Origin of the sequence: Curtobacterium sp. NPDC086286, assembly GCF_044746255.1 — a bacterium.
Taxonomy (GTDB): domain Bacteria; phylum Actinomycetota; class Actinomycetes; order Actinomycetales; family Microbacteriaceae; genus Curtobacterium.
On record NZ_JBIVBW010000004.1, the window covers coordinates 246,170 to 261,453 of the forward strand.

Consider the following 15,284-nt stretch of genomic DNA (forward strand, 5'->3'; position numbering starts at 1 on the left):
TACGAGACTCGCCGCCCATGGAATCTCGCGGAACTCGGGTACGCGATCCCGGCACCTACGAAACGTCTCGCAACCGTAGGGATGTAAGTCGGATGGCCAGAACGGCCACTAACGGGACATTGCGGTTAAGTGCCAGTCACACCGCTCGTTGCGGATTTCTTTTGGTCGAACGCAGCGATGCTGGCCAGCACGCTCTTGCGGTGCTGGACTTCCAGCACCCGCACTGCGTCAGCCACACAACAGTCGTCGCCTGCGCACTGCCCGCACCGCCCCGCAGAGCTCCCCACCCTCCACGAAGGTGAGGAGCTCTGCACACATGGCCCGTGTCGAAGTGCCTTTCGTGGCACCGAACAGAGGATCGCTACTCCTGGATCTGCACTAGGTCCGCCGGCCCAAGTAGCAGCGGCAGGATCGTCGGAACATTCAAAATCGCAAACGCTCTTGAAAAGACATCCTGAACCTCGCGCAGCCACCCACTTCCAGGCCGCTCAGTGTTGGGGCAATGCAACCTTGAGAAAGACAACAGCTATTAAGGTGACCAAAACAACGACAACGACTGAGCCAAGGACGAATAGCGCACCACGACGACCAGTTCGGTGCCGACGCACACCGAGGAGCAATCCACCCGCCACCGCCCCAAATCCGATTGCAAGAGATAGAGCCATGCTGCCGTACCACCCCACACCGGAACATGGGACATTTTGCCTCTCCGCACAAAGCGCGTAGGCAGTCAGGTTCGAATCGAACACATAACCAGCCCCAATGATTGCCGCGAACAAACTTATGATGAAGAATACCCAAATCATAACTAAATCGGCGCGCAAGCTCGGTCGTTTACGATCGTCGTTGGTTAATGTGTTCATGCAAACTGCCTCAACCACTTCTCTTCATTACTAGGAGTAGGCTCATTCTTATACGAATTGTGGACGGGCAGCGACGTGCCGAGTGTTTGACAGAAGAGGTCATTCGGGAAACAGTAAGATCGAACTTGCGTTACCTTCTTTCCCTTATTGTTCTTGGCCTTGAGGAAGTCAACGCTATGGTGCCACGGGTAAAGCTTCCCGTTGAGGCCGCCATTGCCCGGTGCGTCCACGTACTCACCCCACCTGTACGTGGGATTGCCTGCGAGCACGCCACCCCGGAAATTAGCTTGCGCTGTCTTGGAGAATTTCCTACTCGCGAGGGTATCCTCGACCACTTGAGCCCCTTGGGAATGTCCGCCAATCCAAATCTTCGTGGAAGAGCAGCTTTTCGCTACGGCGTTAACCTCGGAAATGAGATTTGCTTGCCCCTTTGCTTCGCTATTCCAGTACACCGGACCAACAGACCCGCTCCAACTGGCAGGGTAGTTCAGGGACTCTACAGTGGCGCGAACATCGTTCCTGAGCTTTCGGGCAACCTGCTCCATCTCGCCGTACCCTCCGGATGTCCATCCGTGGCCCCACCTGGATTTTCCGGAGCCAGCTTTCTCATTTGTGCCACGCACGCCAATGAAAAGCCATGACGGACAGCTAGATGCTGCAGACGCCTGCGTCGACTCGGTTTGCGAGGAGTTTGTAGTGTCCTGAGTCGTGGCGCCTGTAATCAGATCCGAGTCTGTGGTTGCGGTGAATGACCAAGTTGGAGTGGTCACGTCTGCGATAGTCGAGCCATCGTTCAGTGGCCCTCTTGCCTCAGCGTGCCAGAAATATGTGCGCCCCGTTGTGAGGGTTCCTGACTCGACAGACAACGGGTGGGATGACCAGTCCGACTGGACGACGACACCGCTTCCGTCCTTATTAGCACTGACTGTGTATTGAAGTTCGACGTCATCACTGAACGGAGCACCGTCGGTGTCGACAAAAAGTGTGGGCGCGATATCCGCAGAAGCCCCTCCATCCTTGATCGACGGTACGTAGTCCGCGTTCGACCACAGTCCCGAGCCGAAAGCAAAGGTTGCGTCGGTGCTAGCGTTTGTCGCATCAATTGACGTCGTGGCAATGATCGAGTGCGCCGCAGCCCCCGCCGGGATTGTCACAGTCATTTGCGTGGGATCTCCAAGACTGAGAGGTTGGCTGCCGACATCGTTTCCGTCGAGAGCAACGGAAAGATTTGCCGCGTCCGTGTACGCCGGCGGCGCCGTAACCGTGCACGTCACGGGCGCATCGAGGGCGTCGTATTGCCAGCTACCGTCCTGATACGGAGAGGGGCAGGAAATAGCAGCGGTCGGTGCCGTGCTCGCTACGAACGACCATGTCGGCGATGTGACGGTCTTGACAGTCGTGGAGCCTCCGCTTGTGCCACGCACCGACACAGACCAGAAGTAGGTGTGCCCTGGCGCCAATGCAGTCGCTGGGATCGGGAAATCACCCGCGACCCAGTCGCTGTCGGCCACCAAATTGCTACCGTCGGCGTCGCTTGTGATGACGTAGTGGAACTGAGCGTCAGGGCCGAATGTGTCGTCGGCAGGAGCGACTGAAAGCGACCCGTCTGTATTGGTCTCCGCCCCGTCAGCGGGAGTCGGAGTCAGCGACTTCAACGACCAATCACCGAGGCCAAAGGAGTAGATATTCGCTGCAATAAAGGCGCCACTTGCGGTATCAACCTCTACCGAAATCGTGTGGACACCCCCGTGCGCCGGGACGGCAACGGAGGTCGTCGTCGTGCCGCTTTCGGACAGGTCATTGAGACTGTCAAGATCCCCGTCGAGGGTGACGGCGAGCTGTTGGCCGCTGCTCGATTCCGTGGGTGTCACGACAGTGCACATGATGTCAGCAGATGGAACCGCTGTTGCCCAGCTGCCCGCGAGATATGGGCTCGGGCACGAGATAGTCGGCGCTTGCGGGTTTGCGTACCAGCCCTGCACGTCGATGATGAAGTTCGTTGCCCCGTTGCCGATGTTGTGGAGGCTGATCTTCCCGTTCGCGCCGACGGGGACGGTGATCGTGTTGCTGCGGATCGTGCCGTTGTCGTAGCGGAGGGAAGCAGTGTCGGGCTCGCTGGTGCCGTTGGCCCAGACGCGACCCCACCCGGAACCGTTCGCAGCGCTGGCGGTCAGGGTCAGGACGACAGAGTTGATGCCCGAGCCCATGACGGGGACGCCGACCTGTCCGGCGACGTCGACTGCGCGGGTCTCGTTCCCAGCGAGAATCGTGTTCCCAGTCGCCCGGGTGTCGAAGATGCGGCCCGAGCCCGGCGTGAACACCGCACCGGAGCCCCCGGTGGCGGTGAAGTAGCCCTGCACATCGATGGCGAGGTCCATGGTGCTGTTGGCGTTGTAGACCGTGATCTTGCCATCAGCGGACAGCTGCACCTGCGCCTGCATCGTCGTGATGGTGCCGCCGGCGTAGTTGAACGAGTTCGCCGGACGCGCCGCACCCGTCGGGTACGGCGTCAGGAACCCCACGTTCGACGTCGCGTTCATCGCAACCAGGTTCACGATCACCGCAGACGCACCCGCCGGCACACCGGCGGTACCGGTGACCTGCAGCACGGCGCTCTTGCCGGTGGTGAGCTGCGCCTGCGGGAACCCGGTCCCGGAGCGGGTGTCCGCGACGCGCTTGCCGTTCAACGGCACGAACCCACCGGGGGCGGTGCCGTCCGTGTTCGCGGTGTAGTAGCCCTGCACGTCGAGGATCAGCCGCGCGCTGGTCTCCGCGTACACCTGGATGGTGCCGTCGGCCCCGACGGCGAGGACGGACGAGAACGACGTGTTCTGCTGCTGCTCGCCGCCGTAGATCCCCATCAGCGTGTACTTCGTGTCCGCATCCGGACGGCCAAACAGCTGCCCTTGCCCGGAGATGTCCGCCACGGTCGCAACGACCGATACCGCACCGACCGAGCCGTCGTCCGGCAGACCAGCAAGGCCGGCGACCTTGACGGTGCGCCACGTCTTTGCGGGCATCGGCGTCGAGTACCCGCCGATGTTGTTCTTCGTGTCCATGATCCGGCCCGTGGCCGGGACGAACACACCACCGGTACCGGTGTCGTTCAACGCGGACGCCGGCGTTGCCACCAGCAGTGAACCGATCAGTGCGAGCGCTCCGAGTGTGGCGGCAGCGATGCTGCGCCTCCTCGAGCGCGGAGCGTGCAACAACGTGCGCACGAGACCCCCTGAGCCAAGCGACAGCACGGTTGCTGTCAGTTCTCGGAGCATAAGAGGAAGCTGAGATCGACTCGGTGGCCCCCTTTCGGGGACGAAAGGAAAACCCCAGTTCAAAGGCTTAGTTCCGCGATGGGCTTAATGGACTCTCAGACCCAGGTGGTCGCGTCCGAGATTAACGGTCGTACTCCTCGAGGGCCGATCTCTCCCCTCAAGTGCGCCGATCCGCGGCGGGCTCTGGACGGGCCCCTCGGCACCCTCCTAGGCTTGTCAGCACAAACTCGAAGCCGCTTGGGCAGCCCATCAGTGGCCCCAAAGTCGTGCTGCGCCGCACCTGACTCAGGAGCAACGTCCATGGCCATGTTCGACCCTTCCGCGCGTCGTCCTGCGCTCTATGAGCAGTTCATCCGGCCCGTGCCAGGGTGGTTCCCCGCAGCCAGGTTCGGCATCTTCGTGCACTGGGGTGCGTACTCGGTACCGGCGTGGGCGATCCCGCTCGGCGAGCACGGCACCGCGCACGACGACTGGTTCCTCCGGAACCCGTACGCGGAGTGGTACATGAACACGATCCGGATCCCCGGCTCGCCCGCCGCCGCCCACCAGCGGGACGTGTGGGGCGGCGCCCCGTACGATGCTTTCCTCGACAAGTGGCGCGCTGAGGCGTTCGACCCTGCGGCGATGATCGACCTGTTCGCGCGCGCCGGCGCCGGCTACGTCGTCCCGACCACGAAACACCACGACGGCATCGCGCTCTGGGACGCGCCAGAGACCGGGAACCGCAACACCGTGCACCGCGGCCCGCGACGCGACCTCGTGCGCGAGTTCGAACGGTCGACCCGGGCGGCGGGGCTGCGGTTCGGCGTGTACTACTCCGGAGGCCTCGACTGGCACGCGGCGGACACCGGGCTGATCTGGGACGCCGACGACGACTCCGGTGCACGCCCGCTCGGGGTCGAGTACACCCGGTACGCGAACGCCCACGTCCACGACCTGATCGACCGGTACCGTCCCGACGTGCTGTGGGGGGACATCGACTGGCCCGATGCTGGGAAGCCCGACGGTCCGGACAGCTTCGCTCACGTCCTCGAGCACTTCTACGCGACGAACCCGGAGGGCGTCGTCAACGACCGGTGGGGCACGACGCACTGGGACTTCCGCACGAGCGAGTACCAGGCGGGCACAGACCTCGAGGGCGGCGAGCCGTGGGAGAACTGCCGCGGGATCGGCCTCTCGTTTGGGTACAACCAGCTCGAGGACGACCTGGACCTGGCGATCGACGGCCCCGGCGCGGTCCGGCACCTCGCAGACGTCGTGTCCCGCGGCGGTAACTTCCTGCTCAACGTCGGCCCGGACGCCGCCGGGCGGATACCGGCTCCGCAACGGGCGTGCCTCGAAGGATTGGCGGCCTGGATGGTGCACAACCGGCGCGCGGTGATCGGCGCCGGGCCGGTGCCTACCGAGGTCGCCCGCCGCGGCTCCACGCCGTGGGTGCGCTGGACCCAGGATGGCGAGGACGGGTCCCGGTACGCGATCGTCGACACGGCGGGCGCCGCGATCGACGTCAAGCTCGACGTCACTCCCGACCGGGTCCGGCTCGATGATGTCCACGTACTGCGGGCGGACGGTGGGCCAAGGCTCGACGCGACGGCTGCGGAGGACGGCGTGCAGGTCCGCATCCCGTCGACGGGGTCTTCAGCGCCAGTGGTGCTCCGTTTCGGCTGTCGCTGACACCCCGCGCCCCGGTCCTGCGCCGGGCCCCGCGCTCACGACGACGAGCGGAACACCATCTCGAGCGCGACCTGCCGCGGCCACAGCGCGAACCGCGGTAGCACGTCCGGTCCGCACGCCCGCGAGCCGAGCCCGTGCTGCGCGGCGTCGAGGTACAGGTGCAGGCGATCGGACGGAGCAAGCTCGTGCGGGTGCTCCGCCCGGTCCCACTGCTGCGCCGTGTGCCGGGCGAGCTGGAACCCGGGCAGGTCCGCACCGGCACCGCGCTGGGCGTCGATACAAAGCCGTCCGATGCGCAGCTCCCGGAGGCCAGGACGGTGCCCGGTCTCCTGCGGCCGTGCGTACCGGACGCCGAGGGCGTCGACGGAGGACGCGAACCGGCCGATGACGACGCCGTTGGCAGCGTCCGGATAGGACTCGTGCGGGCCGGTCCCCCACCACTCGACCGCGTCACCGAGGTCGTCCGGCAGGTCCAGGTGCAGGCCGATCCGCGGCCAGGTGCAGTCCCACGGCCCGACGGGCACGGCGCTCCAGCGCAGCCGCAGGTCGTCGCCGTCACCCGACCAGCGGAACTCCGAGTCGATGCCGGACCCCGTGCCGGCCGGCATCGACCGCAAGCGCTGCACGAGCACCCCGCCCTCGTTCTCCACCGCCGTCACACGGTGCGTCAGCCGGTCGAGTCCCCGCTCCCGCCACCGGTCGGCTGAGGGCGGCACGGACTCGTCACCCCGGCCAGCGCTGAGCTCCGGCGACGTCGTCTCGTAGGAGCCCTGGCCGCACGCCCGGTCGTTCTCGGTCGGTGCGCGCCAGAGCTCGGGCACCAGGACGGCGACGTCGATGCCGAACCACGACCGCAACGCCCCGTCCTCGCCGAAGACCGCCGCGGTCGGCAGCGTGCCGGACAGGCGCGCCGACGGCGTCAACGGCACGACCTCGACAGGGGTCTGGACCTCGGCCACAACCTGACCACGCGGCGCCCAGACGGTGTCCCGCCGGAGGGAAGCCCGGAGCGTGAGGTGCGCCTCCCGGCCCCTGCGCGGCGCGACCGCGTCGCTCGGCAACGCGACGATGACGTCGCGCCCCGGGCGGACGGGAGGCACGTCCAGCGCTCCGCCGTCGACCACCCGTCCATCGACGCGAAGCTCCCACGACACGGCCAGGTCCGCCGTGTCGGCATGCGCCCGCTGCGAGTGGACGATGAGCGACGACCCCGTGCGAGTGAAGCGGACCGGTGCCCAAAGCGCGCCGAGGTCGGCCAGTGCCGGGCTCGGCGTGCCGTCGGACAGGACAAGCCCGTCCATCACGAAGACACCGTCGTGCACCGGCTCGCCGAAGTCGCCGCCGTACCCGAAGTACGTGGACCCGTCAGCGGTGGTGGTCAGGATGCCGTGGTCTCGCCACTCCCACACGAACCCGCCGTGCAGCCGCGACCAGCGTTCGAAGCGGTCCTGGTAGTCGGCGAGCGAGCCGGGACCGTTACCCATGGCGTGGCCGTACTCGCACAGGACGAACGGCTTCGCGCGTTGCCGGGCACCGGCTGCCGGACCGACCTCGTGCACGGGCATGGCGAGGTCACCGCAGACCGAGTCGATCTCCTCGAGCGTCGGGTACATGCGCGAGTACAGGTCGGTGTACGCACCCTCGGTGTCGCCCTCGTAGTGGATCGGTCGGGACGGGTCGCGGCGGCGGATCCAGTCGGCCATCGCGGCGAGGTTGCGCCCTGTACCGGACTCGTTGCCGAGGGACCAGACCACGACCGACGGGTGGTTCTTGTCGCGTTCGACGGTCCGGCGGACCCGGTCGAGGTACGCGTCTCGCCAGGCGGGGTCGTCCGACGGGTTGCCCGACCAGCCGACCTCCCAGAAGCCGTGTGTCTCGAGGTCGCATTCGAGCACGACCCAGAAGCCGTACTCGTCGGCCAGTTCGAGGAAGCGCGGGTGCGGCGGCTGGTGCGCGGTCCGGATCGCTTGCACACCGTGCCGCTTCATGAGCGACAGGTCGGCGCGAAGGGTGACCTCGTCGAACACCCGGCCACGGTCCGGATGGGTCTCGTGCCGGTTGACGCCGTGAAACACGAGCGGCACGCCGTTGACGAGTAGCCGGTCGTCGACGACCTCGACCCGGCGGAACCCGACGCGGAGTCGCACCGTCTCGGCGTCTGTGGCGACAGCGACGTCGTAGAGCCGCGGCTCCTCGGCGGACCACGCGTCCACCGTCCCGACGTCGACCCGGGCAGGCGTGCCGGGAGTGACCTGTGCCTCCAGGCCGGTCTCGGGCAGACGGACCGTGACCTGTGTCGCGGTGGTGACCGTCTCGACGACAAGGGTGCCACGGCCGCTCGCCGGGTCGCGGTCGGCGGTGACGAAGACGTCATCGAGGCCGCCGTCCGGGCGGTGTTCGAGGGTGACGGAGCGGAACACACCGGGCAGCCACCACTGGTCCTGGTCCTCGAGGTAGCTCCCCTGCGACCACTGGTGCACGCGGATCGCCACCGTGTTCGCACCGGGCCGCAGGTGCTCAGTCACGTCGTACTCGGTCGTGAGACGGCTGCCCGTCGACCACCCGACCGCCCGGCCGTTCACCCAGACCCGTGCGAGGGACTCGGCCCCGTCCAGCCGGAGCAGCGTTCGGCCTCCGGCGGGCCACCAGTCCGGCAGGTCCACGGTCCGGACGTGGTCGCCCGTCGGGTTGCGGTCGGGCACGTGGGGTGGATCGACCGGGAAGGGGTAGCGGATGTTCGTATAGGCGGGCGCGCCGTGACCGTGGAGGACCCAGTGCGAGGGGACGGGGAGGTCAGACCAAACGGGCTCGGTTACGTCGGCCACTCCGGCCGGGGTGGCCGCGAACGGAGGGACGCCGTCGACCTCATCCCGCGGTACTCGGTCGTGCAGCCGGAAGCGCCACGTACCGTCCAGCGACAGTGTCTTGGCGTCCGAACGGAGTCGGGCGCGCGGTGGTAATCGCGAGTCGGACCCCGGAGCGGTCGTGCCGATCGGTCCGACGGCTCCGGGAGCCGTCACTTGATCGCGCCCTTCGCGATGTCCCCGATGAACTGCCGCGCGCCGATGAGGAACACCACGAGCAGCGGCAGAACGGACAGCAGGGCGCCGGCCATGACCATGCTGTAGTTGTTCGCGAACGTCGTGTTCAGCTGCGCCATCGCCACCTGCAGCGTCAGGTGGTTCGGGTCGTTCAGAACGATGAGGGGCCAGAGGTAGTCGTTCCATGAGCCGATGAACGTGAAGATGCCGAGGAATCCCAGGCCCGGTCGGATGAGCGGGATGCAGACCGTCCACCACTGCCGGAAGAACCCGGCGCCGTCGATCACGGCGGCATCCATCAGCTCGTCGGGAACGCTCGAAAGGATGTACTGCCGCAGCCAGAAGATGCCGAAGGCGTTCGCCGCCGCCGGGACGATGAGCGCCTGCAGGTGCCCCACCCAGCCGAGGTTTGTCATGGTGATGAACTGCGGGATGATCGACAGCTGCATCGGAAGCATGAACGTCACGAGCACGATCGTGAAGAGGGTCCTCCGCAGCGGGAAGTCGAACTTCGCGAAGGTGAAGGCGGCGAGCGAGTCGAAGAAGAGCACGAGCACCGTGACGCTCACCGAGACGATGACCGTGTTGAGCAGCGCGCCGCCGAAGTTGATCTTGTCGAAGACCTCGCCGATGTTCTGGAACAGCCACGGACCCGGAACGAAGACGGGCGGTGACTTGTAGATGTCACTCGTCGTGTTACTCGCCATCACGAACAGCCAGTACAGCGGGAAGATCGAGATCACCGCGCCGATGGTCAGCAGTGTGTAGAGCACCACGCGAGGAGCCCCGGGGCCGCGTCGGCGTCGGGGTCGACGGGTGACGGTTGCGCGGGTGGCAGGCACGGTGTTCGCGGGGCGGGTCAGGGCGGTCACGAGCGTGCCTCTTCCTTCCGGCCGGCGGTGAACCGCCAGCTGATGATGGTGAACACGACGACGATGAGGAACACGCCCCAGGCGATCGCGGCGCCGTACCCGAAGCGGTTGAAGCCGAAGGCCTGCTGGTAGAAGTACAGGACCATCGTCAGGCCGCCCTGCCCGGCACCACCGCTGTTCGTCGAGCCGGCTGTGGTGGTGAGAACCTGGGCCTCCGTGAAGCTCTGGAGGCCGGTGATGGTGCTGACGACGAGCACGAAGATCACTGTGGGACGCAGCAGCGGCAGGGTGATCGAGAAGAAACTCCGGAACGCCCCGGCGCCGTCGATCTTCGCGGCTTCGTAGACCTCGCCACCGATGGACTGCATGCCGGCGAGGAAGATGATCGCGTTGTACCCGGTCCACTGGTACGTGATGAGCAGCGACACCGTGACCTGGATGCCGAACGGCGTGCTCAGCCACGGGACGGCGGGGAGGCCGATCGCGTGCAGCAGCGTGTTCGCGAGCCCGAAGTTCTGCCCGAAGATCGAGCCGAACAGCACCGCCATCGCGACGACCGACGTGATGTTCGGGATGAAGTAGGCGATCCGGAACGCCGTGCTGTAGCGGACGGCGCTGTTAAGCATCGCGGCGATGACGATCGCGATGACGAGCATCGGGAACGTCGACAGCGCGAAGATGACGAACGTGTTCCTGATGGAGAGGTAGAACGTCGGGTCGGTGAAGAGCTTCTGGAAGTTCTCGAGGCCGACCCACGTGGGGTCGCCCAGTCCGTTCCAGTCCTGGAACGACAGGACGAGCGAGTACATCGTCGGGTAGAGCCCGAAGACGAGGAACAGGATGAAGAACGGTGCGACCGCGAGGTACATCGGCCAGGTGCGGCGGATGCCCCGCCGGCGAGGCCGGGTCGTGGGACCCGGCCCCGCCAGCGACGGCGCGACGGACGCGGTCACTTCGCTGATTCCAGGGCTGACTTCGCGGCCTTCACCGCGTCGTTCCACGCCTGGTCCGGGTCCTTGCCGCCCTGGATGTTGGTCAGCTCGACCAGGTACGGGGCCGACACCTGCGCGTCGTAGGGGCTGGTGTACTTCGTCGGCATCGACTCGATCGACTTCTGGAAGACCGAAACGGTGTCCTGTCCGCCGAAGAACGAGTCGCCCTTGGTCAGCGCCGACTCGGAGAGGGCCTTCGACGAGGACGGGAAGTTGCCGACCTGGCTGTACGTGGTGGCCTGCGCGGACGGGGCGACTAGCGCCTCGATCACCTTGAGGGCTGCCTTCTTGTCCGAGGTCGCCGCGGGGATGGTGAGGAACGAGCCGCCCGCATTGCCGGGGCCGCCCGGGGTCGCGGTAACACGCCACTTCCCCGAGGTGTCAGGTGCGGCGCTCTTGATGTCGCCGGCGTGCCACGCCGCGCCGATGACAGTCGGGATCTTGCCCTGGTTGACAGCCGACGCCCAGTCCGGGCTACCGTCCTCGATGTTCGCGACGATGCCGGCCTTCTCGGCGGTCACGGCGCGGTCCCAGGCCTCCTTCACCGTCGCGCTGTCGCCGGTGAACTTGCCCGACTTGCTCACGAAGCCACTGTCGGCCTGCGCCATCGACCAGCTGAAGACGTCGCCCATGGACACCTCAAGCGAGGCCCCGGTCTTCGCCTTGAGCTGCTTGCCGAACGCGAAGTACTTGTCCCACGTGCTCGTGGCGTCGGCGACCGCTGCGGGCTCGCTCGGCAGCCCGGCCTTGGCGAGGACGTCCTCGCGGTAGAACAGGGCCGAGGGACCGATGTCCGTCGGGATGCCGATGAGCTTGCCGTCCGACGTGGTGGCTTCGGCGAGCTTCCACTTCGGGAACTGCGCGAGGTAGGACGCGGGGACGAGCGACTTCAGGTCGGTGAAGAGGCTCGACTGCTGCAGGAAGTAGGGCATGTCCTCGCCCTTGACGCCGGTGATCGACGGCACGTTCGTCTTGCCGGTGAACGTCGTGACGAGCTTCTGCTTGAAGTCACCGCCGATCACGTTCACCTGCAGCTTGTCCGAGGCGAACTCCTTCTTCGCGCTCGAGACGACGGAGTCGCCGAGGGCGCCGGGCCAGAGCCACGCGGTGAGCTTGCCGTCGGAGGCGGACGATCCGGCGGAGCAGCCGGAGAGGATGAGTGCCGCGGCGACCGCGGTGGCGAGGACCGCGGCGGTGCGGCGTCGCTTCGTGGTGGTGCGCATGGAGTCTCCTGTGGTCGGGTGGAAGGGGGAGGAAGAGCGGGGAAACTAATGGGGCTTTGCTGGTGGGGCTGGGGTGGCGGAGCTGGGGGTTCAGTGGGCGCGGTCCGCCGGTTCGGCGGTCGCTGCCGGGAGGCCCGTGGTGACGAAGCCGTACCGGTCCCGGTCCGCGGCGGCCGGGTTGGCAGCCAGCCACGGTGCGAGTTCGTCCCGTCGGGGCGCGGTCGAGGCGCCGCCGGGTCGGGACACGGTGATCGCGGCGACGAGCGCCGCGAAGTCGATGCGCTCGCGCAGTGGACGGTCCTCGAGGGACGCGACCGCGAGCGCTGCGCAGAAGACGTCGCCGGCACCGGTCGCGTCGACGGCGCGCACTCGGACGGGCGGCGCGATGACCTCCTCGCCGGTGGACGAGTCGACGGCCACGACGCCGTCGCCGCCGAGCGTGACGACACTGAGCGGCACCCGCTCGGCGAGGGTCCGGGCGGCGGTACGGGCGTCGCCGGTCCGGGTGTAGGCCATGGCCTCGCGGTCGTTCGGCGTGAAGGCGTAGGCACCGTCGACGGCGTCGAGCAGGGCGGGGTCCCACGACCCGGTGGTGTCCCAGCCGACGTCGGCGAAGACCCGGGTCCCGCGGTTCGCGCTCGTCCGGACCCAGTCGGCGGTCGTCTCGTCGACGTGCAGGGCGGCGACCCGTCCGCCCTGCGCTGGGAGCAGTTCCGGCAGCGGGACGGGAGCCGCCGTCCCGCCGGTGACGATGGCTCGGTCGTGGTCGTAGCCCATGCAGGCGCTTACGGGAATCGACCATCCCGGAGCACGGCGGAGCAACGCAGTGCCGATCCCCTCGCGGGCGAGCGCGGCGCGGCAGAGGCCGCTGAGCTCATCGTCGCCGATCACCGCGGCGACGTCCGTGGACGCACCGAGTCGCGCGGCGGCGATGGCGAAGTTCGCGATGCCGCCTGGTGTCCAGGCGAAGTGCGGAGTCCAGTGCTCCTGTCCGAGCACAGGGCCGTGCGGCAGGTCGGCGAACACCGCGTCGAAGAAGAGCAGGCCCGCGACGAGCACGTCGGCATCGGTGCTCGAAGTTCGTCGGTCGTCCATCGCTGCTCCATCGGTCGGCGTGTGAGCACTTTCTAACACAGTTCGATCGAATACACGCATCTTTTTGGTTGAAAACAATTGCATCTTGAGCGAAGTTGATCGGTATGCTGATCGGCGTGAAGGACATCCGCGATCTCGCCATCCTCGACCACCTCCGGACGTCGCGCGCCGCGTCGGTCTCCGACCTCGCCGCCGCCACCGGGTCGAGCGTCGCGACGATCCGGCGTGACCTGCAGCGCCTCGACGACGCCGGTCTGCTGCGGCGGACGCACGGTGGCGCCGTCCTCCCCGACGCCCACGAGGGCGACTCCCCGTTCCTCGAGGTCGAGACCGTCAACCGCACTGCGAAGCGCCGGATCGCCGAGGCCGCGGCGCGCCTGGTCGAGGACGGCCACACGATCGTGCTCGACATCGGCACGACGGTGCTGCAGCTCGCCGACCTGCTCCGCGGCCGTCCGATCACCGTGATCACGGCGAACATGGCCGTGTTCGAGCTCCTCAAGGACGACCCGGCCGTACACCTCGTGCTCCTGCCGGGCGACTACGACCCCGTTTACCACTCGGTCTCGGGGCACCTGACCACCGACTCGCTCCGACTGATCCGCGCCGACCACGCCTTCCTCGGCGTCAGCGGGATCTCGACAACCGGGGACCTGCGCGATACCACGATCGCGCAGGTCCCCATCAAGCAGGCAATCGCGGATGCGTGCGACGAGGTCACCGTCCTCGCCGACAGCAACAAGTTCCCCGGCACCGGGGCGGCGCGCATCGACCTGCCTAGTTCGATCGTGCGGATCGTTACCGACGACGAACCGCCGGTCCCGGTTGCCGCCGCGTTCGCCGCGCACGGCGTGGAGGTTATCGTCGCATGAAGCTCGTCATGATCGGCGGTGGCGGCTTCCGCACACCGCTCGTGTACTCCGCCCTGATGCGCGACCACGAGCCCGGCCGCGTCACGGAAGTCGCACTCGTCGACGTCGACGTCGACCGCCTCCGCACGATGGCGCGGATCCTCACCGACCAGGCCGAAGGCGTGCCAGACGCGCCCACGGTGAGCGTGCATGCCGACGTCGAGGACGCGTTGCCCGGCGCGGACTTCGTCTTCTCGGCCATCCGGGTCGCGGGCATGGAGGGCCGCGCGACCGACGAACGGATCGGCCAGTCGCACGGCGTGATCGGGCAGGAGACCGTCGGATTCGGCGGGATCTCCTACGCCCTCCGGACGCTGCCCACCGTCATGGAGCTTGCGCACACCGTCAAGCGGCTCGCCCCCGACGCGTGGGTGATCAACTTCACGAACCCCGCGGGCGTCGTGACCGAGGCGATGTCCACGGTGCTCGGCGAGCGGGTCATCGGCATCTGCGACTCCCCGATTGGCCTCGCCCGGCGGGCGCTCGGCACCCTCGGTGTCCAGCACGGCCCCGACGTCGAGCTCGAATACGCGGGCCTCAACCACCTCGGCTGGCTGACCGCCGTGCGCGTCGACGGAGTCGACCGCCTGCCGGAGGTCCTCGCGGACGTCGGCAAGATCGAGTCCTTCGAAGAGGGCAAGCTCTTCGGCGCCGAGTGGATCCAGGCCCTCGGCGCGCTGCCCAACGAGTACCTGCACTACTACTCGTATCGCCGCGACGTCCTGCAGGCCGACCAGTACGCACCGCACACCCGTGCCCGGTACCTCGTCGAGCAGCAGGACCGCTTCTGGACCGTCGCCGGCGCGTGCGAGCACCCGTACCGGGCGTGGCAGGACAGCCGCAACGAGCGCGAAGCCAGCTACATGGCGACGAACCGGGACTCCGCCGGCATGGGCGAGCGCGACGTCGAGGACATGACCTCGGGTGGCTACGAGGACGTCGCGCTGTCGCTCATGCGCGGCATCGCGTACGACCAGCGCGCCCGGCTCATCCTCAACGTCCGGAACCGGGGCGCGCTCACTGGTGTGGACGACGACGCCGTCGTCGAGATCCCCTGCATGGTGGACGCCTCCGGAGCGCACCCGATCCCGGGCGCCCGTGTCCCGGACTTCGGACTCGGCACGGTCACCACCGTCAAGTACGTCGAACGCCAGACCGTCCAGGCGGCGCTGCACGGTGACCGGGCAGCAGCGCTACGCGCCCTCGCGCACCACCCGCTCGTCGACTCCGTTCGTGTCGCCCGCGCCCTGCTGGAGGACGCGCGCTCCTCATTCCCGCACCTGTCCTACCTTTCCTGAACCGCGCCTCCAGGTCGTTCCTGATCCGCGACCTGGAGGCGCC

At 67.3% G+C, this 15,284-nt stretch carries 10 protein-coding genes; 3 read left to right on the top strand and 7 right to left on the bottom strand.

Features of this window, described 5'->3' with window-relative positions:
• Positions 1-488 precede the first annotated feature (488 nt).
• Both ACIPKM_RS09385 and ACIPKM_RS09390 read right to left on the bottom strand, forming a co-directional pair.
• Entirely contained in the window at positions 489-863 is a 375-nt protein-coding gene (locus ACIPKM_RS09385) for a hypothetical protein (RefSeq protein WP_309887529.1), read from the bottom strand.
• Entirely contained in the window at positions 860-3,922 is a 3,063-nt protein-coding gene (locus tag ACIPKM_RS09390) for a cutinase family protein (RefSeq protein ID WP_402736636.1), read from the bottom strand. The genes ACIPKM_RS09385 and ACIPKM_RS09390 overlap by 4 nt, the downstream gene beginning before the upstream one ends.
• 513 nt (positions 3,923-4,435) lie before the next feature.
• Here ACIPKM_RS09390 and ACIPKM_RS09395 point away from each other — a divergent pair.
• Positions 4,436-5,809, top strand: a complete 1,374-nt coding sequence (locus ACIPKM_RS09395) for an alpha-L-fucosidase (RefSeq protein ID WP_309887525.1) — start codon at positions 4,436-4,438, stop codon at positions 5,807-5,809.
• Between the two features lie 35 nt (positions 5,810-5,844).
• On the opposite strand, the gene ACIPKM_RS09400 is transcribed toward ACIPKM_RS09395, so the two are convergent.
• The 5 genes from ACIPKM_RS09400 to ACIPKM_RS09420 form a co-directional block, all read right to left on the bottom strand.
• Complete coding sequence (locus ACIPKM_RS09400) at positions 5,845-8,829, bottom strand: glycoside hydrolase family 2 TIM barrel-domain containing protein (RefSeq protein WP_402736637.1); 2,985 nt, start codon at positions 8,827-8,829, stop codon at positions 5,845-5,847.
• On the bottom strand, positions 8,826-9,626 hold the full coding sequence (locus ACIPKM_RS09405; protein ID WP_309887524.1) for a carbohydrate ABC transporter permease: 801 nt from the start codon (positions 9,624-9,626) through the stop codon (positions 8,826-8,828). Before ACIPKM_RS09405 ends, ACIPKM_RS09400 begins: the two co-directional genes overlap by 4 nt.
• A 92-nt stretch (positions 9,627-9,718) precedes the next feature.
• A complete protein-coding gene (locus ACIPKM_RS09410; RefSeq protein WP_309887522.1) occupies positions 9,719-10,675 on the bottom strand; it encodes a sugar ABC transporter permease in 957 nt (318 codons plus the stop codon).
• The gene (locus tag ACIPKM_RS09415; RefSeq protein WP_309887520.1) at positions 10,672-11,937 is read right to left on the bottom strand and encodes an extracellular solute-binding protein; all 1,266 of its coding nucleotides are present in this window, start codon (positions 11,935-11,937) and stop codon (positions 10,672-10,674) included. Before ACIPKM_RS09415 ends, ACIPKM_RS09410 begins: the two co-directional genes overlap by 4 nt.
• A 90-nt stretch (positions 11,938-12,027) precedes the next feature.
• Complete coding sequence (locus ACIPKM_RS09420) at positions 12,028-13,032, bottom strand: PfkB family carbohydrate kinase (protein ID WP_309887518.1); 1,005 nt, start codon at positions 13,030-13,032, stop codon at positions 12,028-12,030.
• 116 nt (positions 13,033-13,148) lie between these two features.
• Here ACIPKM_RS09420 and ACIPKM_RS09425 point away from each other — a divergent pair, with 116 nt between their 5' ends.
• Positions 13,149-13,904, top strand: coding sequence for a DeoR/GlpR family DNA-binding transcription regulator (locus ACIPKM_RS09425; RefSeq protein WP_309887515.1), 756 nt, complete (start codon positions 13,149-13,151; stop codon positions 13,902-13,904).
• Positions 13,901-15,241, top strand: a complete 1,341-nt coding sequence (locus tag ACIPKM_RS09430) for a 6-phospho-beta-glucosidase (protein ID WP_309887513.1) — start codon at positions 13,901-13,903, stop codon at positions 15,239-15,241. The genes ACIPKM_RS09425 and ACIPKM_RS09430 overlap by 4 nt, the downstream gene beginning before the upstream one ends.
• The last annotated feature ends 43 nt before the right edge of the window (positions 15,242-15,284 follow it).

Coding starts and splice junctions, on each gene's coding strand:
- ACIPKM_RS09385 (WP_309887529.1), bottom strand. CDS start 863: ATGAACACATTAACCAACGACGATCGTAAACGACCGAGCTTGCGCGCC.
- ACIPKM_RS09390 (WP_402736636.1), bottom strand. CDS start 3,922: ATGGACACGAAGAACAACATCGGCGGGTACTCGACGCCGATGCCCGCA.
- ACIPKM_RS09395 (WP_309887525.1), top strand. CDS start 4,436: ATGGCCATGTTCGACCCTTCCGCGCGTCGTCCTGCGCTCTATGAGCAG.
- ACIPKM_RS09415 (WP_309887520.1), bottom strand. CDS start 11,937: ATGCGCACCACCACGAAGCGACGCCGCACCGCCGCGGTCCTCGCCACC.
- ACIPKM_RS09420 (WP_309887518.1), bottom strand. CDS start 13,032: ATGGACGACCGACGAACTTCGAGCACCGATGCCGACGTGCTCGTCGCG.
- ACIPKM_RS09430 (WP_309887513.1), top strand. CDS start 13,901: ATGAAGCTCGTCATGATCGGCGGTGGCGGCTTCCGCACACCGCTCGTG.